The sequence below is a fragment of the Plantibacter sp. MPB07 genome, from assembly GCF_046619465.1.
Classification (GTDB): Bacteria; Actinomycetota; Actinomycetes; order Actinomycetales; family Microbacteriaceae; genus Plantibacter; species Plantibacter auratus.
In genome coordinates this window covers 293,679-314,158 of record NZ_CP177043.1, presented here as the reverse complement: position 1 = coordinate 314,158, position 20,480 = coordinate 293,679, and the positions used below count along the sequence as shown (strand labels likewise).

At 68.2% G+C, this 20,480-nt stretch carries 21 protein-coding genes and 1 tRNA gene; 11 read left to right on the top strand and 11 right to left on the bottom strand.

Annotation, left to right across the window (positions count from 1 at the left end; translation table 11 throughout):
• Window positions 1-2: 2 nt before the first annotated feature.
• The 3 genes from ACLIME_RS01485 to ACLIME_RS01475 all read right to left on the bottom strand — a co-directional run bounded on the left by ACLIME_RS01485 (window position 3) and on the right by ACLIME_RS01475 (window position 2,299).
• Window positions 3-1,169: a YgfZ/GcvT domain-containing protein gene (locus ACLIME_RS01485; protein ID WP_411558044.1), complete on the bottom strand. Its 1,167-nt coding sequence runs from the start codon at window positions 1,167-1,169 to the stop codon at window positions 3-5.
• A 1-nt stretch (window position 1,170) separates the two neighbouring features.
• On the bottom strand, window positions 1,171-1,875 hold the full coding sequence (locus tag ACLIME_RS01480) for an FABP family protein (protein ID WP_411558043.1): 705 nt from the start codon (window positions 1,873-1,875) through the stop codon (window positions 1,171-1,173).
• Window positions 1,876-2,008: 133 nt separating this feature from the next.
• Complete coding sequence (locus tag ACLIME_RS01475; RefSeq protein ID WP_064296602.1) at window positions 2,009-2,299, bottom strand: hypothetical protein; 291 nt, start codon at window positions 2,297-2,299, stop codon at window positions 2,009-2,011.
• Window positions 2,300-2,409: 110 nt separating this feature from the next.
• On the opposite strand from ACLIME_RS01475, the gene ACLIME_RS01470 reads away from it, so the two are divergent.
• The 8 genes from ACLIME_RS01470 (at window position 2,410) to pstB (ending at window position 11,504) form a co-directional block, all read left to right on the top strand.
• Entirely contained in the window at window positions 2,410-3,099 is a 690-nt protein-coding gene (locus ACLIME_RS01470) for a DNA-binding response regulator (RefSeq protein ID WP_175116223.1), read from the top strand.
• Window positions 3,071-3,976, top strand: a complete 906-nt coding sequence (mshD, locus tag ACLIME_RS01465; RefSeq protein ID WP_411558042.1) for a mycothiol synthase — start codon at window positions 3,071-3,073, stop codon at window positions 3,974-3,976. The genes ACLIME_RS01470 and mshD overlap by 29 nt, the downstream gene beginning before the upstream one ends.
• 90 nt (window positions 3,977-4,066) lie before the next feature.
• On the top strand, window positions 4,067-6,262 hold the full coding sequence (locus ACLIME_RS01460) for an RNA degradosome polyphosphate kinase (RefSeq protein WP_411558041.1): 2,196 nt from the start codon (window positions 4,067-4,069) through the stop codon (window positions 6,260-6,262).
• A gap of 52 nt (window positions 6,263-6,314) precedes the next feature.
• On the top strand, window positions 6,315-7,253 hold the full coding sequence (locus ACLIME_RS01455; RefSeq protein WP_079705345.1) for an NUDIX hydrolase: 939 nt from the start codon (window positions 6,315-6,317) through the stop codon (window positions 7,251-7,253).
• A 193-nt stretch (window positions 7,254-7,446) separates the two neighbouring features.
• Window positions 7,447-8,538 (top strand): phosphate ABC transporter substrate-binding protein PstS, encoded by a 1,092-nt coding sequence (gene pstS, locus ACLIME_RS01450; protein ID WP_079706246.1) that lies wholly within the window; start codon window positions 7,447-7,449, stop codon window positions 8,536-8,538.
• Window positions 8,539-8,659: 121 nt separating this feature from the next.
• A complete protein-coding gene (gene pstC, locus ACLIME_RS01445; RefSeq protein ID WP_079705344.1) occupies window positions 8,660-9,604 on the top strand; it encodes a phosphate ABC transporter permease subunit PstC in 945 nt (314 codons plus the stop codon).
• The gene (gene pstA / locus ACLIME_RS01440; protein ID WP_086474391.1) at window positions 9,604-10,704 is read left to right on the top strand and encodes a phosphate ABC transporter permease PstA; all 1,101 of its coding nucleotides are present in this window, start codon (window positions 9,604-9,606) and stop codon (window positions 10,702-10,704) included. The genes pstC and pstA overlap by 1 nt, the downstream gene beginning before the upstream one ends.
• Window positions 10,705-10,724: 20 nt before the next feature.
• Complete coding sequence (gene pstB / locus ACLIME_RS01435) at window positions 10,725-11,504, top strand: phosphate ABC transporter ATP-binding protein PstB (protein ID WP_056007815.1); 780 nt, start codon at window positions 10,725-10,727, stop codon at window positions 11,502-11,504.
• A 128-nt stretch (window positions 11,505-11,632) separates the two neighbouring features.
• Here pstB and ACLIME_RS01430 read toward each other — a convergent pair whose 3' ends face one another.
• The 3 genes from ACLIME_RS01430 to ACLIME_RS01420 all read right to left on the bottom strand — a co-directional run bounded on the left by ACLIME_RS01430 (window position 11,633) and on the right by ACLIME_RS01420 (window position 14,046).
• Window positions 11,633-12,481, bottom strand: a complete 849-nt coding sequence (locus ACLIME_RS01430) for an anti-sigma factor domain-containing protein (RefSeq protein WP_124768877.1) — start codon at window positions 12,479-12,481, stop codon at window positions 11,633-11,635.
• The gene (gene sigK / locus ACLIME_RS01425) at window positions 12,478-13,149 is read right to left on the bottom strand and encodes an ECF RNA polymerase sigma factor SigK (RefSeq protein ID WP_079705341.1); all 672 of its coding nucleotides are present in this window, start codon (window positions 13,147-13,149) and stop codon (window positions 12,478-12,480) included. Before sigK ends, ACLIME_RS01430 begins: the two co-directional genes overlap by 4 nt.
• Window positions 13,150-13,416: 267 nt before the next feature.
• Window positions 13,417-14,046 carry a DNA-directed RNA polymerase subunit beta gene (locus tag ACLIME_RS01420; RefSeq protein WP_079705340.1) on the bottom strand — a complete coding sequence of 210 codons (630 nt, stop codon included), beginning with the start codon at window positions 14,044-14,046 and terminating at the stop codon, window positions 13,417-13,419.
• Between the two features lie 129 nt (window positions 14,047-14,175).
• On the opposite strand from ACLIME_RS01420, the gene ACLIME_RS01415 reads away from it, so the two are divergent.
• Window positions 14,176-14,251, top strand: a tRNA-Lys gene (locus ACLIME_RS01415).
• A gap of 69 nt (window positions 14,252-14,320) precedes the next feature.
• Here ACLIME_RS01415 and ACLIME_RS01410 read toward each other — a convergent pair.
• The 3 genes from ACLIME_RS01410 to ACLIME_RS01400 form a co-directional block, all read right to left on the bottom strand.
• Window positions 14,321-15,013, bottom strand: a complete 693-nt coding sequence (locus ACLIME_RS01410) for a ScbR family autoregulator-binding transcription factor (RefSeq protein WP_411558040.1) — start codon at window positions 15,011-15,013, stop codon at window positions 14,321-14,323.
• 300 nt (window positions 15,014-15,313) lie between these two features.
• Window positions 15,314-16,117, bottom strand: a complete 804-nt coding sequence (locus ACLIME_RS01405) for a hypothetical protein (protein WP_411558039.1) — start codon at window positions 16,115-16,117, stop codon at window positions 15,314-15,316.
• A gap of 4 nt (window positions 16,118-16,121) precedes the next feature.
• Window positions 16,122-16,733, bottom strand: a complete 612-nt coding sequence (locus ACLIME_RS01400) for a TetR/AcrR family transcriptional regulator (RefSeq protein ID WP_079705324.1) — start codon at window positions 16,731-16,733, stop codon at window positions 16,122-16,124.
• Between the two features lie 106 nt (window positions 16,734-16,839).
• On the opposite strand from ACLIME_RS01400, the gene ACLIME_RS01395 reads away from it, so the two are divergent.
• Window positions 16,840-18,336, top strand: coding sequence for an MFS transporter (locus tag ACLIME_RS01395; RefSeq protein WP_411558038.1), 1,497 nt, complete (start codon window positions 16,840-16,842; stop codon window positions 18,334-18,336).
• Window positions 18,337-18,417: 81 nt separating this feature from the next.
• Here ACLIME_RS01395 and ACLIME_RS01390 read toward each other — a convergent pair whose 3' ends face one another.
• Window positions 18,418-18,774 (bottom strand): DUF2200 domain-containing protein, encoded by a 357-nt coding sequence (locus ACLIME_RS01390; RefSeq protein ID WP_124768872.1) that lies wholly within the window; start codon window positions 18,772-18,774, stop codon window positions 18,418-18,420.
• Between the two features lie 201 nt (window positions 18,775-18,975).
• Between ACLIME_RS01390 and ACLIME_RS01385 the strand changes: the two genes are divergently transcribed.
• A complete protein-coding gene (locus ACLIME_RS01385; RefSeq protein ID WP_411558037.1) occupies window positions 18,976-19,986 on the top strand; it encodes a lysostaphin resistance A-like protein in 1,011 nt (336 codons plus the stop codon).
• On the opposite strand, the gene ACLIME_RS01380 is transcribed toward ACLIME_RS01385, so the two are convergent.
• Window positions 19,928-20,443: a YbaK/EbsC family protein gene (locus tag ACLIME_RS01380; RefSeq protein WP_159878041.1), complete on the bottom strand. Its 516-nt coding sequence runs from the start codon at window positions 20,441-20,443 to the stop codon at window positions 19,928-19,930. The two genes, ACLIME_RS01385 and ACLIME_RS01380, sit on opposite strands and share 59 nt — an antisense overlap.
• Window positions 20,444-20,480 lie beyond the last annotated feature (37 nt).

Here is a 20,480-nt window from a genome sequence, read left to right as displayed (position 1 = left end):
GGTCAGCGCCGGACGGCGCCGAGTCGCGGCAGCCGCGGCACGTTCGCCGTGGCCCCGGCATCCGCCGGCACGACGATCTCCTGCGATGCCGCGACATCGATGCCGTCGGCTTCCACCGTCAGCACGGCCGCCGGATCCGCGGAGCGCTTGACGATCGCCAAGGCCACCGGGCCCAACTCGTGATGGATCCCGCTCGAGGTGATGCGTCCGACGGGTTTCCGGGTCGCGTCGTCGCCGACGCCGACGAGCACCACGTTCGAACCGGCCGGCGGCAGGACCGCATCGGAGCCGTCGAGGAGGAGCATGACGAGGCGACGCGGCGGATGCCCGAGGTTGTGCACCTTGGCGACCGTCTCCTGACCGCGATAGCAGCCCTTGTTCAAGTGGACGGCCGAGCGCAGCCAGTCGAGCTCGTGCGGGATGCTCCGCTCGTCGACCTCGGACTGCAACCGCGGGCGCCAGGCGGCGATCCGCAGGGCCTCGGCGGCCAGCGAACCCGCGGCGGAGAACGTCCCCGCACGGACCTGCTGCACGAGCGACTCGAGCTGCTCGCGCGCGACGATCGTCTCGGTCCATGTCCACGCTGCACCCGGGTGCTCGCCCGTCGCGTACTGATGCCCGCCGACCGCGACCTCGGACCACGGATCGTGCCAGACGAGCGGCATGCCGTTCGGCTCTGCAGCGTCGACCGCGAGACCCGCCGCCGCACCGATCACGGCGTACTGCTCGGTCGCGACGGCCACCTCGACGCGCAGCATGAACCGCATCCGGTCGAGCCAGGCGTGGAGTGGCGCAGCATCGTCGGCTTCGGTGACGAGCCACGTGGTCGTGCCGTCGTCGAGCAGCTTGACCGCGTGCTCGATCCGGCCGCTCTGGTCGAGGAAGAGTGTCTCCGTCGAAGCGCCGGCCGACAGCGAGCGCAGCTCCTGGCTCGTGATGGAGTTGAGCCAGCTCAGCCGATCGGGGCCGGTGACCGTCACGATGCCACGGTTCGACAGGTCGACGATCGCCTTACCGTTGGCGATGAGGCGCTGTTCGATGTTCGGGCTGCCGTAATGGGAGGGGACGCCGTGGTCGACGGCATCCGCCTGTTCGACCGCACCCGGCAGCGTGAGGAAGGGCGAACCCGGAATCGGGTCCGGTGTGACCGCTCCGTTGGGAATGGTCACGTCAGTCGGCTTTGGCCAGGCGCGCCGAGGCGTGCGTCCGGAGGTCCTGACCCAGGGCGGCGATGTCCCAGGCCCAGAGCAGGTGGTTCTCGACGAGGCCGTAGAGGCGGGTCGCGGCGGCGTACTCCTTGGCTCCCGCGGTCCGGACGACGGCATCGGTCGCGAGGTCGATCCGCGGGCCGTCGATCTGGCCGAGGTAGAGCTCGCTCACACCGTTCGGGTGGACGATCGAGACCTGCAGGGGGAAGGCGCCGGTCGACGTGCGCAGGGTCTCGACCGCTTGTGCGGTGCCGAACGGGCGGGGGCCCTGCCCTGGGAGCATGCCCGGGCCTGGGTCGCCCTCGATCAGCGGGCGTTCGAGGCGCCAGTAGCCCGTCTCGGTGACGAGCGGCTCGGGCACACCGGACTCGTCCGCCGAGGCTCCCTCAGGCGCGACGCCCGCAGCGGTGTCGTCCGACAGGGCGTCCTCGTCCGTGGACGAGGCCCCCTCGGCGTCGCGCGGGGGCTGCTCGGGCAGGAGCCAGGTGTAGGAGTTGTAGTTCAAGTACGGCAGGCCGTCGTGGCTGAAGCTCACGCGCTGGCCGAACTCGCGGGTCACGGTCTCGTCGCCGACCTGGTAGTCGATGACGCCGGTGCCCTCCCAGACGCCGATGAGCCACGACAGCGGGACCAGTTCGCTCGGCAGGCCGCTCGGGATCTCGATCATCGAGGGACCCGGACTAGCGCTGACCGCGGTACAGGTTCTTCAGCACGACCACCGCGGTGAACGCGATGGCGAGGCTGGCGAGGACGAGCAAGCCGATGAAGAAGATTTCGAGAGCGAGCAGCATGGGGAGAGTCTACCCCGAGGCCAGGGCGATGAGGCCATACACGGCACCGCCGATGGCGAGGATGAGGACGGCGCCGGTGACGCTCGTCGACATCCGATCGACGAATCCCACCTTCTGTCGCGTCAACAGCTGTGCCGAGAACGCGGCCAGGGTGCAGAGGCCGAGCGTGGCCGACAGCCCGAAGAAGGTCTCCCCCGGGCTCCAGAGCAAGCCGGACACGACGACGCCGACGAGCGCGAGCGCCCAGATGGAGACGACACTGATCCAGCGCAGCCGGGGGGAGAGAGTGGTTTCGCTCACGGACCCATTGTCACAGAGCGGACGCCATCGGACCACCAGCGGGCGCCCGGTGCGGCGTGGGGTGCGGTCGTTCGCCTAATATGGTTCCAAACTCAGTCGGGAGGATGCGCGTGGCGCAAATTTTGGTCTTGACCTCCATGGTCGGCACCGAGGTCCTCCCATCCCTCGGGCTCCTGAGCCACCGCACCCGGCAGATCCCAGCCGACCCCGCACAACTCGTGAACGCTCCGAGTTCGGACCTCGTGCTCGTCGACGCCCGCCAGGACCTCGCGAGCGCCAAGTCGCTCTGCAAGATCCTCGGTGCGTCCGGGCTGTCGGTCCCACTCCTCCTCATCCTGACCGAGGGTGGCCTCACCGCCGTCAGCGCCGACTGGGGCGTGAACGACGTCATCCTCGAATCCGCCGGACCGGCCGAGGTCGACGCTCGGATCCGGCTCGCGATCGGCCGCGCCTCCCAGGAGCACTCGGCGAGCAAGATCCAGGCGTCGGGCGTCGTCATCGACGAGGCCAGTTACTCCGCGAAGGTCCACGGCAAGCCGCTGGACCTCACCTTCAAGGAGTTCGAGCTGCTCCGCTTCTTCGCGACCCACCCCTCCCGCGTGTTCACGCGCGAGCAGCTGCTGAGCGAGGTGTGGGGCTACGACTACTTCGGTGGCACGCGAACCGTCGACGTCCACGTCCGCCGGTTGCGCGCCAAGCTCGGCGACCTCGAGCAGCTCATCGGCACCGTGCGCAACGTCGGCTACCGCTTCAACGTCTACGAGGACGATCATGCCCCGGCTGACGCTGTCGGTTCGTAACGTCGACGACGCCCGCACCAGGGGTGCGCTCGAGCGCGTCGTGCGCACGGCGTCGCTCGTCGACGGCCAGCCGCCGTTCAGCGACCAGTCGCTCATCGACGCCGCGTCCGGCGCCCGAACACTGATCCTCGCCGTCGAACCACAGGACCCGCCGGTCGACCCCGACGACTTCGCCGTCGTGGGCGCGGCCATCCTCGGCCATGGCGAACTCGAGTTCGTCGTCGAGCCCGAGTGGCGGGGTCACGGCTACGGTCGCGCCGCACTGCGCGGCGTCCTCGCCAACTGTCCTCCGCAGGTGCGCATCTGGGCACACGGCGACCACCCCGCCTCCCGGGTGCTCGCACAGGAGTTCGGCTTCTCGCCGGTCAGGACGCTGCTGCAGCTCCGCCTGACCAAGGCGCCGCCGAGCCGCGCACGACCGGCCACCACTGGGCACGCGGATGTCACGGTCGGCACGTTCCGGCCGGGAGTCGACGAGGAGGAGTGGCTCGAGGTCAACGCGCTCGCCTTCGCCGACCACCCCGAGCAGGGACGCATGACCCTCGACGATCTCCGCGCCCGGGAAGCCGAGTCCTGGTTCGACGCCGACGACTTCCTGCTCGCACGAGGCTCCGACGGCGACCTCCTCGGATTCATCTGGTTGAAGGTCGAGGACACGGTCGGCGAGGTCTACGCGGTCGGCGTGCACCCTGCGGCAAGTGGCCGAGGGCTCGGGCGACTCCTGATGGAGGCCGGCCTCGCCCGCCTGCGGGATCGACGCGTCGAGGCGGTCACGCTCTACGTCGAAGCCGACAACCTCCCTGCGGTGTCGCTGTACCGCTCGCTCGGATTCACCGACCACACGATCGACGTGCAGTACGCGAGAACCGACGCCTGATCCCCTCCACAGCGGCGCGGCGCTGCGGCATTTACACAGTGTTCACCGCAGTCGTCGCGACCACCCCCGCCACGGTGTCATGATGAAGACATGCCAGCAGACCCAACCGTGCTCGATGTCGGCCTCGATGGAGACGAAGAGGACTTCGACCCCGCCTTCGAGCGGAACGATCCCGCGCTGCCCGAACACCGTTACCTCGACCGCGAACTCAGCTGGCTCGCCTTCAACCAGCGTGTCCTCGAGCTCGCCGAAGACCCGGCGCTGCCCGTCCTCGAACGCGCCAACTTCCTCGCGATCTTCGCCTCGAACCTCGACGAGTTCTTCATGGTGCGGGTCGCCGGCCTGAAGCGCCGCATCCTCACTGGCCTGGCTGTCCCGACGAACGTCGGCAACGCTCCGGCCGACGTCCTGTCCGAGATCTCCCAGCAGGCGCACGTCCTGCAGGAACGGCACGCCCGCGCCTGGCACGACCTCGTCCGTCCCGACCTCGCCGAACGCGGCGTCACGGTCGTCACCTGGGGCTCACTCGACGCAGCCGACCGCGAGTACCTCAGCGAGTACTTCAGCAACCAGGTCTTCCCGGTGCTCATGCCGCTCGCAGTCGACCCGGCCCACCCGTTCCCCTACATCTCCGGCCTCTCGTTGAACCTCGCGGTCCGAGTGCGGAACACCCGCACCGGGCGCGAGGAGTTCGCCCGGCTCAAGGTCCCGCAGATGATGCCGCGCTTCGTCCGCGTCGGTCCGGCGGAGCGCCGTTCCGCGTCACTGGACACCGCTCCCAGCGTGCGCTACATCGCCCTCGAGGAGGTCATCGCCAACCACCTCGGCCACCTCTTCCCCGGCATGGAGATCGTCGACCACCACGTCTTCCGCGTCACGCGCAACGAGGACATGGTGATCGAGGAGGACGAGACCGAGAACCTCATCCAGGCCCTCGAGAAGGAGCTGCTGCGCCGCCGGTTCGGGCCGCCCATCCGGCTCGAGATCACCGACGACATGGACGATGTCACCCTCGGACTCCTCGTCCGCGAACTCGACATCACCGAGCAGGAGGTCTACCGCCTACCCTCGCCGCTCGACCTCGGTGGCCTCTTCAGCCTCGCCGGCATCGACCGCCCGGATCTCCAGTACCCGAAACGCGTCCCGACCACGGCGCTTCAGTTCCAGCCCGACGAGCCCAACGGCAAGCCCGACCTCTTCCGGTCGATCGCCCGTGAGGACGTCCTTGTCCACCACCCCTACGAGTCCTTCGCCACGAGCGTTCAGGCGTTCATCGAGCAGGCCGCCGCCGACCCGCACGTGCTCGCGATCAAGCAGACCCTCTACCGGACCTCGGGCGACAGCCCCATCGTCGAAGCACTCATCGACGCGGCCGAGGCCGGCAAGCAGGTCCTCGCGCTGGTCGAGATCAAGGCCCGGTTCGACGAGCAGAACAACATCTCCTGGGCCAGGAAGCTCGAGAAGGCCGGCGTCCACGTCGTCTACGGGCTCGTCGGACTGAAGACGCACTGCAAGCTCGCGCTCGTCGTCCGACAGGAGCGCGGCGTGCTGCGCCACTACAGCCACATCGGCACGGGTAACTACAACCCGAAGACGAGCCGCATCTACGAGGACCTCGGTCTGTTCACGGCCGACGACCAGGTCGGCAAAGACCTCACCCGCCTCTTCAACGAGCTGTCCGGGTACGCGATCGAGAAGAAGTTCAAGCGACTCCTGGTCGCGCCGCGCCACCTGCGCAAGGGCCTCCTCAAGCACATCGAGCAGGAGCGCACGAACGCCGAGGAGGGCAAGCCCTCCGGGATCCGCATCAAGGTCAACTCGATGGTGGACGAGTCGATCATCGACGCGCTCTACCGGGCCAGCCAGGCGGGGGTCCCGGTCGACCTGTGGGTTCGCGGGATCTGCGCGCTGAAGCCAGGCCAGCCGGGGATGAGCGAGACGATCCGCGTGCGCTCCATTCTCGGGCGGTACCTCGAGCACTCGCGCATCTTCTCGTTCCACAACGACGGCGACCCGCACGTGTTCATCGGCAGCGCCGACATGATGCACCGCAACCTCGACCGCCGCGTCGAGGCGCTCGTCAGGCTCACCGACCCGAAGCACCTCGAGGCGACCGCCGCGATGTTCGAGCAGGCTCTCGACGAGCAGACGTCGTCCTGGTGGCTCGACGCCGACGGCGTCTGGACGCGCCACGCGGTCGACGCTGACGGACGACCGCTCACGGATCTGCAAGACTCCCTCATGCTCGAGACCGCGGCGCGCCGCCGGCCGAGGAACCGTCGCTGACGACTTCGCACCGCGACCCACCCGAGCACCACGACACGACGAGGCAGTGACTATGACGACGACGGCAATCTATGCAGCCGGTGCCGTGTGCTGGCGTCTCATCGACGGCAAGGTCCACCTCCTCGTCATCCACCGGACGGTCTACGGCGACGTCACCATCCCCAAGGGCAAGGTCGATCCCGGAGAGACCCTCGCACAGACGGCCGTGCGGGAGATCAAGGAGGAGACCGGCCTGAGCGTCCACCTCGGTGTGCCGCTCGGTGTCTCCACGTACCCCTTGTCGAGCGGACGCGAGAAGATCGTCCACTACTGGTCGGCCGAGGTCACCGACCAGGCCGTCCGCGAGAGCACGTTCATCCCGAACGGCGAGGTCGCCGCCCTGGAGTGGGTCACCATCAAGCGGGCACGGAGCTACCTCAGCTACGAGCGCGACGTGGAGATCCTCGACGCCTTCGCCGCGCTGGTCGACGAAGGCGTCACAGCGACCTTCGCCCTCATCGCGATGCGTCACGGGAAGGCCACGTCGCCCTCAGAATGGCCTGGCGAGGACGCGACCAGGCCGCTCGCGCCACGCGGTGTCAAGCAGGCCGCGGGGAACGTCCCGACCCTGCTCGCCTTCGGTCCTCGCAAGATCGTGACGAGCACGGCCGTGCGCTGCGTCAGCACCGTCAGCCCGATCGCCGCGGCCGCGGGCATCGAGCCGAAACGCTCCGAGCTCATCAGCCAGGACGCCTACGAGCGGGGCGAATCGGATGTCCGCCGGGTCGTCGGCCGCCGCGTCAGGGCGCTCAAGACGGCCATCCTCTGCAGCCACGGACCGGTCCTCCCCGAGATCCTGCACGAGATCGCGCTCGCCACCGGGTCCACCCGAGGCTCCTACCTCGGGAGCGCCGCCGCACTCGAGACCGGGGCGTTCTCCATCGTGCACCTCTCCCGGACCAACCCGAGCTCCGGCATCATCGCCATCGAGACGCACGAACCCCGCGTCTGACTCATCCGCGCGAACCCCCTGAACAGGGGGCGTTCGTCGCGCATTCGCGGCATCGCCACGTCGGCCGCCATGAAGCCGTCGATATCCGTTCACCCGTTGTTTACCATCACGGGGGATGCTCGTCATGCCACGTGGTTAGCGTCACTGACGAGCCAGCACCGGCTCGCACCCACACCAATGAATGGACATCCCTGTGAAGTTCTCACGTTTCGGCCGCGTCGCGGTCGTAGCAGCAGTCGCAGCCGTCGCACTGACCTCCTGTGCGGCCAACGAAGGCGGCGCCACCGCCACGAGCGCAGCCGCCAGCGACCTCAAGGGCAGCCTGGCCGGTAGCGGCGCATCGTCGCAGGGCAGCGCCCAGGAAGCCTGGGTCGCCGCCTTCCAGACGTCGAACCCGGACGTCACCATCAACTACTCCCCCGACGGCTCCGGCGCCGGCCGCAAGGCGTTCATCGCCGGCGGCGTGCAGTTCGCCGGTTCGGACTCGGCCCTCTCCGACGAAGAGCTCTCGAGCACCTTCGCCGCATGTGCAGCCGACACCAAGGCGATCGACCTCCCGGTCTACATCTCCCCGATCGCGGTCATCTTCAACGTCGAGGGCGTCGACGAGCTCAACCTCGACGCAGCGACCATCGCGAAGATCTTCGCCGGTCAGATCACCAGCTGGGACGACCCGGCGATCGTCGCGCTGAACCCCGAGGCCAAGCTCCCCTCGACCCCCATCACCGCCGTCCACCGCTCGGACGACTCGGGAACGACGAAGAACTTCGCCGACTACCTGAACAAGAACGCTCCGGACGTCTGGACCGCTGAGCCGGCCGACACCTTCCCGTTCCAGTCGGGTGAGGGTGCCAAGGGCACCTCCGGCGTCGTCGACACCGTCAAGGGTGGCACCGGCACCATCGGCTACGCCGACGCGTCGAAGGCCGGCGATCTCGGTGTCGCGAAGATCAAGGTCGGCGAGGAGTTCGTCGAGTACAGCGCCGAGGGTGCTGCCGCCGTCGTCGAGGGCTCGCCGCTCGTCGAAGGCCGCGAGGCGAACGACATCGCGATCAAGCTCGACCGCGAGACCACGGACGCGACCCACTACCCGATCGTCCTCGTGAGCTACCTCATCGCCTGCCAGGAGTACGCCGACCCGAAGGTCGCCGACCTCGTCAAGGCCTACGCCGGCTACATCGCCAGCGACGCCGGCCAGGAAGAGGCGGCGAAGTCGGCCGGTGCTGCGCCGCTCTCCGCAGACCTCGCCAAGAAGGTCCAGGACGCGATCGCGTCCATCAAGTAATCCAACGGTCGAGCGTGCCGGGTCCTGCCCGGCACGCTCGACCTGCGTCACCAGCACCCGCAGTACCCGCTCCCCGAGTCTGTCGAGGGGCACCACCATCGCATCGAGAGAACGGGAACCCATGGCTGTCGAGGCCCTAGCTGCGAGACCCAAAGCCAAGCAACGAGTCGGCGACCGCGTCTTCTCGACGCTCTCCGTCGTCTCCGGATCACTCATCCTCGTCATCCTGGCGGCGGTCGCGATCTTCCTCATCGTCCAGGCGTTCCCGGCCCTCACGGCCGACTCCTCGTCGTTCACCGGTGCTCCGACGAGCTTCTGGGCCTACGTCGGCCCGTTCGTCTTCGGCACCATCTGGGCGGCCATCCTCGCCCTCGCGATCGCCGTGCCGCTCTCGCTCGGGATCGCCCTCTTCATCACCCACTACGCGCCGCGCCGACTCGCGGTCGCCCTCGGCTACGTCATCGACCTCCTGGCCGCCGTGCCGTCGGTCGTCTACGGCCTCTGGGGTGCGCTCGTCCTCGCGCCGTTCGTCCAGCCCTTCTTCGCCTGGCTGTCCGAGAACCTCGGCTGGATCCCGCTCTTCGGCGGCACGGTGTCCGGCACCGGTCGCACGATCCTCACCGTCGCCCTCGTGCTCGCGGTCATGATCATCCCGATCATCACGGCCATCTCCCGGGAGATCTTCCTCCAGACCCCGAAGCTCCACGAGGAGGCCGCACTCGCGCTCGGCGCCACGCGCTGGGAGATGATCCAGATGGCGGTCCTGCCGTTCGGACGCCCAGGCATCGTGTCCGCCTCCATGCTCGGCCTCGGACGCGCCCTCGGTGAGACGATGGCCGTCGCGCTCGTGCTCTCCCCCGCCGCCGTCTACTCGTTCTTCCTGCTCACCTCGAGCAACCCGAACACCATCGCGGCGAACATCGCCCTGAACTTCCCCGAGTCCTTCGGCATCGACGTGAACAAGCTCATCGCCACCGGCCTGATCCTGTTCATCATCACCTTCGTGGTGAACTTCATCGCCAGACTCATCGTCAACCGTCGTAAAGAATTCTCGGGAGCGAACTGATGACCGCCACGACCGACCGCCGCCAGGCGTCCATCGCCACGCCGTTCTCCAACTCGCTCACCGCGGGCAAGCTGCCGAAGTTCGCGCCGCTCACGATCCTCGCGGGCAGCCTCATCGTCAGCGGTGTCATCTTCCTGCTGTTGCAGCAGTCGACGGCCGACAAGAGCTACAACGTCCCCGGAGCCGTCGTGCTCGGCGCCGCGCTCTACGCGGTGACGGTGTACGTCTCGTCACTCATGGTGGAGGGACGCCGGAAGGCCAAGGACCGTCTGCTCACCACCCTGGTGACCGCGGCCTTCGTCGTCGCCCTCCTGCCGCTCGTCTCGGTCGCCATCACGGTGATCTCGGCCGGCGCCGCCCGCTTCGACATCGAGTTCTTCTCCCTGTCGATGCGGAACGTCGTCGGTGAGGGCGGTGGAGCACTGCACGCCATCACCGGCACGCTGCTCATCACGCTGGCCACGTCGGTCATCTCCATCCCGATCGGGATCCTGACGGCGATCTACCTCGTCGAGTACGGTCGCGGCAAGCTCTCCCAGGGCATCACCTTCCTCGTCGACGTGATGACCGGTATCCCGTCCATCGTCGCCGGACTGTTCGCCTTCGCCCTGCTGGCGATCTTCTTCGGCCCGGGCGTCCGGCTCGGCATCGGCGGCGCCATCGCGCTGTCGCTGCTCATGATCCCCGTCGTGGTCCGCTCCAGCGAGGAGATGCTGAAGCTCGTGCCGAACGAGCTGCGTGAGGCCTCCTACGCGCTCGGTGTGCCGAAGTGGCTGACCATCCTGAAGATCGTCCTCCCCACCTCGATCGCCGGCATCATCACCGGCGTGACGCTCGCCGTCGCCCGCGTCATCGGTGAGACCGCGCCCCTCCTGATCATCGCCGGCTTCACCCAGAGCATGAACTACAACCTGTTCGACGGCCCGATGATGACCCTCCCCGTCTTCGTGTACACCCAGTACGCGAACCAGGGCACCGACGGGGCCGCCTACGTGGACCGCGCCTGGACCGGCGCACTCGTCCTCATCCTCATCGTCATGGCGCTGAACCTCATCGCCCGACTCATCGCCAAGATCTTCGCCCCCAAGTTCGGCCGCTAGGCCGCGAGCAAAGGAACCCCGTGTCCAAGAGCATCGAAGTCAACGACCTCAACGTCTTCTACGGCAGCTTCATGGCTGTCGAGGGCGTCTCCCTCCAGATCCAGCCCCGCACGGTCACCGCCTTCATCGGCCCCTCCGGCTGCGGCAAGTCCACCTTCCTCCGCACCCTGAACCGCATGCACGAGGTCATCCCCGGCGCACGAGTCGAGGGCGAGGTCCTGATCGACGGCAACAACCTCTACGGCCCGGGTGTCGACCCGGTCCTCGTCCGTCGTCAGGTCGGCATGGTCTTCCAGCGCCCGAACCCGTTCCCGACGATGAGCATCAAGGAGAACGTCCTCGCGGGCGTCAAGCTCAACAACCGCAAGATGTCGAAGTCCGACCAGGACGCGCTCGTCGAGCGCTCGCTTCAGGGCGCCAACCTCTGGAACGAGGTGAAGGACCGCCTCGACAAGCCGGGCTCCGGTCTCTCCGGTGGTCAGCAGCAGCGTCTCTGCATCGCCCGCGCCATCGCCGTCTCCCCCGACGTCGTGCTGATGGACGAGCCGTGCTCGGCCCTCGACCCGATCTCCACGCTCGCCATCGAAGACCTCATCGAGGAACTCAAGCAGGAGTACACGATCGTGATCGTGACGCACAACATGCAGCAGGCGAGCCGCGTCAGCGACAAGACCGCGTTCTTCAACATCGCGGGAACCGGCAAGCCGGGCAAGCTCATCGAGTACGACGACACCACGACGATGTTCTCGAAGCCGTCCGTCCAGGCGACCGAGGACTACGTCTCTGGTCGCTTCGGTTGATCTGACGCCGGCATCACGACAGCCCCGCCCGGGAATCCCGGGCGGGGCTGTCGTCGTCTGCAGCGGCTCCGCGAGTCTGTCGAGGCGAAGGGCCTGCCGACACACCCTCTCGGGCCGGAGGGAACGGACTACGCCGTCTCGATGACCATGATCGGGTCGGTGGTGGGCTGCTTGGAGCCACCCTGCGGCTCAACCGTCACGCCGACCTTGTCGCCCGCGCTCATGGCGCCGTCGAGGACCCGCCAGGTGGTGCCGTTCGCTGCGGAGAAGGTGCCGGCCGAGACCGGGCCTCCCTCGCCGATGTACCAGAGTTCGTAGACCTTGTCTGACGGCAGGGAGCCGAGTCCGTCGACGAGCAGAGCTGACTTGCCGAGCTCGCCCGACCAGACGAGGGTCGCCGTCGCATCGTCCATGGACACCTTCGCGCGCTGGACGTCGGACGCCGCGTTGATCTCCGCGAGCGCGACCGTCTGCGTGAGGGATCCGCCACCGAAGGTGTTCGCGAGTCCGACACCACCGAAGATGAGGCCGACCGCTGCTGCGGCGCCGACCACCATGCCGACGGCGCTGCGACGCCACCGTGAGGCGGCCTTGCGCTCAGCCGCACCGGCCACCGGGGTGGTCGCTGCTGCGGGGACCGGCGTGGCGGTCGGTGTCGACACCGGCGTCTCGTCGACCTCTGGGACCGCGGTCGGAAGCGCCCGCACCTCGGCGACAGGAGCCTCGACGGGGGCGTCAGCGGGCAGCTGCGGCAGGTTCTGGATCGCAGCCATGAGCGAGTTCTTGAGCGCTGCCGACGGCTGCACGGGAGGTGCTGCGAGGTCGAGCATGGCGACGGTCTCCTCGAATTCCGCCGCTTCCTCGCGGACGGACTCGTGTTCGGCGCGCAGGCGGTCGAACCGCTCCTGCTCGCGCGGGGTCAGGGTGTGCAGCGCGTTTCCGGCTGCCAGGTCTGTTGCATCGTCTCGCTCGGTCATGTACGCACCCCCAACTCGTCTCGAAGTCTGATCATTCCGTCTCGCAACCTGGTCTTCACCGTACCGATCGGCACGCCGAGCAGGTTCGAGATCTCGCTGTGACTGTAGCCGCCGTAGTAGGCGAGAGAAACAGCTTCGCGTTGCAGCTCGCTCAACCGGACGAAGGCCCGCTTGACGCGCTCGTGCTCGATCCGGATCTCGACCGTCTCCTGCACGTTGTCGACACGCTCATCGAAGTCGCGGATGCCGATCTTGAGATCGCGGTCGCGTCCGGCCTGTGAGGCGCGCACGCGGTCGATCGCACGACGGTGGGCCATGGTGAGCACCCAGGTCGTGGCCGTGCCCTTGCCCGCCTCGAACTTCTGGGCGTTCTGCCAGACCTCGAGGAACACCTCCTGGGTGACCTCTTCGGACTGCGCGTGGTCGACGAGCACACGCTTGACGAGTCCGAGGACCCGCGGCGCGATGTGGTCGTACAGCTCGCTGAACGCGACCTGGTCGCCGCCAGCCACGCGGATGAGCAGCGCGTCGAGCACGTTCGCCAAAGACACCTGCGGTGCAGCGTCGGCTTCCGGTCCCGTGGTCACAAGTCTTAGCTTCTCACGGACACCGGCCGTTTGCGCGACGCCCACCCGAGGTCGGGTCTGCGTGTACAGTGCGGCGGTCATACACGGAGTTCGGTGCCGACCCGGGATCCGATTGGAGGAATCGACGCGATTCGACACCCCAGTTCCGGTGTCATCACGGAACGGGCGGCAGGCGGCTGAAGACCTCCGCACAAAGTAAGTGCCAGGCCGCAGGAACGCCTCTCGGCGCAAGGCCGCTCGAAGCGGCGATTTTTGGAGCCCGGGGTTACTGCGGCCCGGCTAGAACAGTGTAGCAAGGGATCACCTGTGGGCATTCCCAGGCCGAAGGCCTTGACCAAGGCGCCTGGATCAGTCCAGGGAGTCGGTGCGCCACAGTCGGGCGCAGCCGGCGAGCTCCTCGGCGATGGTGCTGAACCGTGCGGCCTTCGTGGTGAGTCTCGCGGCGTCTGCGGGGTCGAGCGCGTCCCGGTCGTTCGCGAGGGAGGTGCAGCCGACCGCGTTGATCCGGCAGAAGGACGCCGCCCGCTCGAGGGCGATCGCGAAGTCGCCGGTGTACAGCCCACGGAGGATCTGGTCGGCGAGGACGATGATCTCCTCCGGCCCGGTCGGCTCGGCCGCGCCGGCGATCACGGGGTCGACGGTGGTGATGAGCTCGGTGCCCCGCTGGAAGCTGAAGCTCGTGCCCACCGGGTCCTGCCTGATGAGCAGGCGCAGTAGGTAGATCCGCCAGAGCGCCCCTGGGAGACTCCGCGGGCTGGCGTGCGACCAGAGTTCAGCGATCGCGTCGATCCCGTGCTCGTCCGTGTACGTCACGAGGCGATCGACCACGGCAGGATCCGGATCCGCCCGCACCCGGGTGAGGAGTGCGACGGCCGTCTCATGGGTGATCCTCGAGACGGCTTCCGGGTCGAGACCGCCCTGGATCGCTTCGAGCATCGACGGCGGAAGCTTCGTCGGACGATGGAATCCCTCGGTCATGCCTGCTCCTCCCTGCGACGCGCTTCGCGCACCCGACAACGGTACTCGCCCCGGCGGGCGATCCTCCCCTGTGGCCCCGACCCGCGCGTCAACGGGTGCCGTCGAAATCTCGTAGAGTAGAGCCCGTATGGGCCTGTAGCTCAGTTGGCAGAGCATCGGACTTTTAATCCGCGGGTCGTGGGTTCGAGCCCCACCGGGCCCACCACAGACGCGGTAGCGAACGCGTCACGTCGGGATGCACCGTCGTCGCGCGCCCATCGCCCAGCGTGGATTGCTACATCGACGCGGCAGGTCGTGTCGGGCGCATATCGCCCGCAGCGCCGAAGGCGTCCTCCCGGACCCGCGTCGCCGCTGACCGCCGCGGCTCGGGGACGATGGCGTCGATCGCGAGACGCCACATGCGGTCCACCGACGCTGCGATGTCCGAGCGCCCGACCGTCGCCTGGGCGGTGAGCTGGACACCGGTGAAGAACCCGATCAACGTGCGGGCGAGGTCCGGCGCCGACATCGAACTCACCAGGTCCCCGGCTTGCAGCGCCACATCGAGCTGAGCGGCCGTCCCCGAGATCCAATCCTCGTAGAACGCACCGGCCGGTTGGCTCAGCGAACCCTCATCGAGCGTCAGTCTGATCCCGGCCCGGACCACCGGGTCGTTCTCGAGTTGGTCGACGATGGCGCGCGAAACCCGGATGAGCCGTTCGAGGACCCCGTCGTACTGCTCCGACACCCGTGCCATGAGCGGCATCGACCGGTCGTGCTGCTCGTGGATGACCGCGAGGGCGATCTGTTCCTTCGATTTGAAGTGGAAGTACATGGAGCCCTGCGAGATCCCGGACGCCTGCGCGATCATCGACAGACTGGCGTTCCCGTAGCCGATGCGGTCGAAGACGGTCGCGGCACCCTCGACGATCGCGTCCTGCGTCACCTGTCCGCGCTCCTGGGTGGGCGTTCGTCGCGTCCCCGGCATCCTGACCTCCTCGCGCAGCCTGTGTTCCGACTCCGATCTACCGGCGCCGTATCCGTCGACCGTGGCCGGTCGGGGCCTCAGCCTAGGGCTCGGAGCTCGCACAGCAGACCTTTTTTCAATAACTGGTACGAACGACTTATTCGTGACACACTGATGGAGGTGATGCCGCCGCAGTCCACGCCTCAGTGGACTGTGTCGTCGCGACGGGGGTTTGCGACGCTCACCGCCTCGACCGGTGGGTCACGCAGGGATCGGGGGATCCAGCGCTGCGTGATCCACCCGGTCACACGCCCGAAGTGATCAGCGCGCGAGCAGCTCCGGGAAGCCGGTCACCGTCGCCTCGTCCGCGAGGCTCGCGTCGATCGAGACGAACGACAGGACCGTGATCGCGACCCCGAGACGCGCGGCTGCTTCGAGCTTGTGGTGGCCGTCGAGCACGAAGTGCACGAGACCCGCGTGGGCGTCGGCGCTGTCGAACGGCTGTGTCCGGTCCAGCACGGAGACCGCGAGCACGGTCGCCGCTCCCCCGGTGCGAAGCCGCTCCTCATACGAGGCCACGCGCTCGCGGTCGTTCCAACCGGGCGGCACCATCGGCACCAGGAACTCGAAGAGGGTCTCGTGCTCGCCGGTCGTCCGGGTCGGGCCGCGGTAATAGCCGGTCGCCGGGTCCTCCGGCGCCCCGAGCGTGGGGTCGATCCCGCGGTGCGCGACCTGCTCCCGCGAGAAGTAGTCGTGATCGTCACCCGGCGCGACGAGGACGGGCTCGATGGACAGCAGGAGCGGCAGGTAGGTCCCCTCGGGCAGGAACGTCGACACGAGGTCGAGCAACGAAGGATCGTCGATCGCGGGCACGCCCTCGTCCAGATGATCGTGCAGTGCGTCTGCGGCGAGCGCCCGAGCACCCTCGTCCAGACGACGGAACAGCAGCGCGCAGCTTCCGCACGGGAAGCTCAACTCGAACGCCTGCGCGCCATCGACGATGAGGTGGCGTCCGCCCGGCTCACGGAAGCCGGAGAAGCGCAGTGCGGCGTCGGGCGTCCCGAGGTGGGCCGGCGCCGCGTGATCGAGCAGCCCGGTTCGAGATCGGGCGGATCCGTCGGTCATCGAGCTACTTCCGGACGGCCGGGATGATGACGCCGTCGATCACCGACACGAGGAAGTCACGCGTCACCGGCTCCCGCAGCATGAGCACGCGATAGCTCACCATCGCCTGGCTGATCAGCGCAAGGGTCTCCACATCGGCGTCCGCGCGGATCTCACCGCGGTCGATCGCGCGCTGCAACAGGAAGCGGTTGACCGCCATGCGCGGCTCCACGATCGCCGCGTGGATGGACTCGGTGAGCTCGGGCGCATCCGAGATCATCGACATCACGCCGGCGAACACGCGCATCTTGCGCTCGCCCTCGGCGATGGATGGCGCCTTGATCATCGCGACGAGGTCGCCGCGGAGTGAGCCGGTGTCGGGCAGCTTCGAGAAGTCGGGATCGATCTGCTTCATGCAGGCGACCGCGTCGATCACGAGTTCGGACTTCGACGCCCATCGGCGGTAGAGCGTCGCCTTGCCGGCCTTCGCCCGCGCGGCGACCATGTCGACCGTCATCCCGGCGTAGCCCGTGTCGGCGAGGACGTCGAGCGCGGCGTCGAGAATCTCAGCGTCCCGCGTGTGGTCGCGCTTCCGGCCGAGCTTCGGCGCTGCGGGTGGGGTCTCGAGCTGCGTCATCGCGGCTCACCTCCCTTTCGTCTCCGGGAACAGCATAGTTCAGGAACTCGAACGTTCTGGAACTATTCGGTTCCGAAACTGCTCAGTTCCGTATAGAGTCCTCAGCATGACTTCGAATCTCGCCGCCGGAACCCCGGCAGTCTCCTCACGCCGCTGGTGGACGCTCGTCACCGTCGGCCTCGCGCAACTCATGGTCGTGCTCGACGCCACCGTCGTGAACATCGCGATGCCCGCCGCACAGGCCGACCTCGGGTTCTCCGACGGCGATCGCCAGTGGATCGTCACCGCCTACTCCCTCGCCTTCGGCAGCCTGCTGCTGCTCGGCGGACGCCTGTCCGACCTCATGGGCCGGAAGCGGGCCTTCATCATCGGGCTCGTCGGGTTCGCGATCGCCTCGGCCCTCGGAGGCGCAGCGGACTCGTTCGGCACCCTCGTCGCCGCGCGGGCACTCCAGGGCGTCTTCGCCGCCCTCCTCGCACCGACCGCGCTCGCGATGCTCACGACCACCTTCACGATCCCGAAGGAGCGCGCCCGCGCGTTCGGCGTCTTCGGTGCGATCGCCGGCGCAGGTGGCGCGGTCGGTCTCCTCCTCGGCGGATTCCTCACCGAGCAGTTCGACTGGCGCTGGAACCTGTACATCAACGTCGTGATCGCCGTGATCGCCATCGTCGGGGCGGTCCTCTTCATCACCACCCCGAAGACGACCGGCCCCCGCCCCAAGCTCGACGTTCCGGGCACCGTCCTCGTCTCGGGTGCGTTGTTCAGCCTCGTCTACGGCTTCGCCAATGCCGAAACCGACGGGTGGGACTCGCCGCTCAGCTGGGCCTTCCTCACCGCCGCAGCCGTGCTCCTCGTCGTGTTCGTCCTCTGGCAGCGCCGGGCCGCGCACCCGCTCCTCCCGTTGTCGATCATCCTCGACCGCAACCGCGGTGCCGCGTTCATCTCGGTCATGATCGCCGGAGCCGGGATGTTCGGCATCTTCCTCTTCGTCACCTACTACCTGCAGGCCTCGCTCGGGTACTCACCACAGCAGACGGGCTTCGCCTTCCTCCCGATGATCGCGATGCTCGTGCTCGCCGCGCAGCTGGGGACCAACCTCCTCGTCCCCCGCTTCGGGCCGAAGGTCATGGTGCCGTTCGGCATGACGCTCGGTGCGATCGGCATGCTCCTCCTCACCCGACTCGACCTCGACAGCTCCTATGTCGGCAACGTCATGCCCGCGCTCATGGTGCTCGGCTTCGCGATGGGATCGATCATGCCCGCCTCGATGCAGACCGCGACGCTCGGTGTCGACCGGGCGTTCGCCGGGGTCGCGTCGGCGACGGTCAACACGAGCCAGCAAGTCGGCGGGTCGATCGGTGTGGCGCTGCTCAACACCCTCGCGGCGAGCGCCGCCACGGCCTACGTGACCGACAACGCGCCGCCCACCCCCGAGGTGCTGGCGCAGGCTGCGATCCAGAGCTACCAGACCGCCTATTTCTGGGGCGCCGGGTTCTTCGCGGTCGGCGCCGTGACGGCGGCACTGCTGTTCCGCCGACGCAACCAGGGGCTCGCCCTGCACCACGCCCCGGAGGCGTCCGCGGAACCGGTGCTCGCGCACTGATCCAAGCGGGTCCCGAGCACACGGCCGTCGCGCACTCGCGCGGCGGCCGTCTGCGTCATCGGAGGGGCTCGCGTTCGGCCGTCAGGCGGAGGTGCGGAGGATCGACGTCATCTTCTTCCCCTTCGCGACCTCGTCCACGAGCTTGTCGAGCTGACGGATGCGCTGCATCAGGGGATCCTCGATCTCCTCGACGCGGATGCCGCAGATGAGCCCCGTGATGAGCGACGCGTTGGGGTGCATCGCCGGCGCTTCGGCGAAGAAGGTCTCGAAGTCGGTATCGTCGGCGAGCACCCGTTCGATCGCGGCGTCGTCGTAGCCCGTGAGCCAGGTGATGACCTGGTCCACCTCGTCCTTCGTGTGGCCCTTCCGCTCCGCCTTCGCGACGTAGAGCGGGTACACGCTGGCGAAGCTCGTCGTGAAGATGCGGTGTCCGGCCATACCGGCCAGTCTCCCACCGTCGAGCGTTCGGGACCAGGACGATCGCGGGCTATCCGTCGCTCGTCGTCCATCGCTCGGGGGACGCGTCCTGTCGCGACGGTTGCCTACCCTGGCAGCATGACGAATCCTGGACAGCACCCGCAGACGCCTTCGCCATCGCCATCACCCTCGACGCCAGCCTCGACGCCCGTCGATCCAGCCGTGCCCCAGCGGCAGCTCGCGACCTACGACCACGCCCTCCGCGCCGCACCGGCCTGGTGGCGCGGCGCCCTCGCACTCCTCCTCCTCGTCGTCGGGTTCCTGATCCTCTCGATCGTTCTCGGCGGCATCGCGCTCATCGTGGACGTGGCCACCGGGGCCTACACACTCGACGACGTCGCGAACGGCCTCATGACGCTGACGCCGGTGACGATGCTCGCGAACAACCTGTCGCTCGCCGCGCTCATCCCGGTGTCGATGCTCATCCAGTGGGCGCTCTTCGGCGTCCGGCCGCGGTGGCTGTCCTCGGTGGAGGGTCGCTTCCGCTGGCGCTGGTTCGGGCGTCTCGCGCTCATCATCGTCCCGGTGTGGATCGTGTACGTCGGCGCCTCCGTCCTGCTCTCCCCGCTCGATCCCATCGTGGTCGACGGCACCATGATCGCGATGCTCGCCGTCGTGATCCTCACGACGCCGCTGCAGTCGGCCGGCGAGGAGTACGGTGCGCGCGGCCTCATCCAGCGTTCCGTCGGATCCTGGTTCAGTCGACCGATGACGGCGTTCCTCGTCGGCACGGTGGTCTCCGGCGCGGTCTTCGCCTCGGTGCACTTCGCCGGCGATCCCTGGCTCATCGCCTACTACTTCGTGTTCGGCGCCTCGATGTCCTTCGCCGCACGCGGGACCGGTGGCCTCGAGGCTCCGGTGCTCATCCATGCGACGAACAACGTCCTGCTCCTCGTGCCCACGGCCCTGATGTCGCAGACCGACCAGGTCTTCGAGCGAGGCGAGGGCGCCGGCGGACCGTTCATGCTCATCCCGATGGCGCTCTGCGTGGCCGCAGCCGTCGTGAGCACCTGGTGGGGGCGCAAGAATAGCGTGACCGCGACGGCTCCGCTGCCGCCGAGCCGGGTGACGAAGCAGCAGGGGATGCCGCCGGCCGCCATGGCTGCTCCGGTGGCTACACCGACGCAGCTGCCGACGACCCCGCAGGATCCTTCGGCGGCTCCACCGCGATGACCTGCCCGCCGGTCACCCGCACGAGCTCCTCGAAGGTCGTCGGGAACACCGTGTGCGCATGGCCGGCTGCGGCCCAGACCTCAGGGTAGGCGGCGAGCGCCTCGTCCACGTAGGTGCGGATCGGTTCCGGGTGACCGACGGGCGCGACGCCACCGATCACCTGTCCCGTCGCCGCCTTGACGACCTCGGCGTCAGCACGCTTCAGCCGTCCACCGAGCCGCTCGCCGACCCAGGCGGTGTCGACACGGTGGGCGCCGCTCGTGAGGATCAGCGTCGGCTCGCCGTCGAGCGTGAACACGAGGGAGTTCGCGATCGCCCCGACCTCGATCCCCAAGGCCTCCGCTGCGAGCGCTGCCGTTCGAGCAGCATCGTCGAGCCAGGTGACCTCGCCCTGAGCCCCACGATCACGCAGCGTCTGCTCGACGATTGACACGGCAGGATGCGCTCGATCACTCATGCGACCATGCTGCCGCATCGGGCCGTCGGCGCGCGAG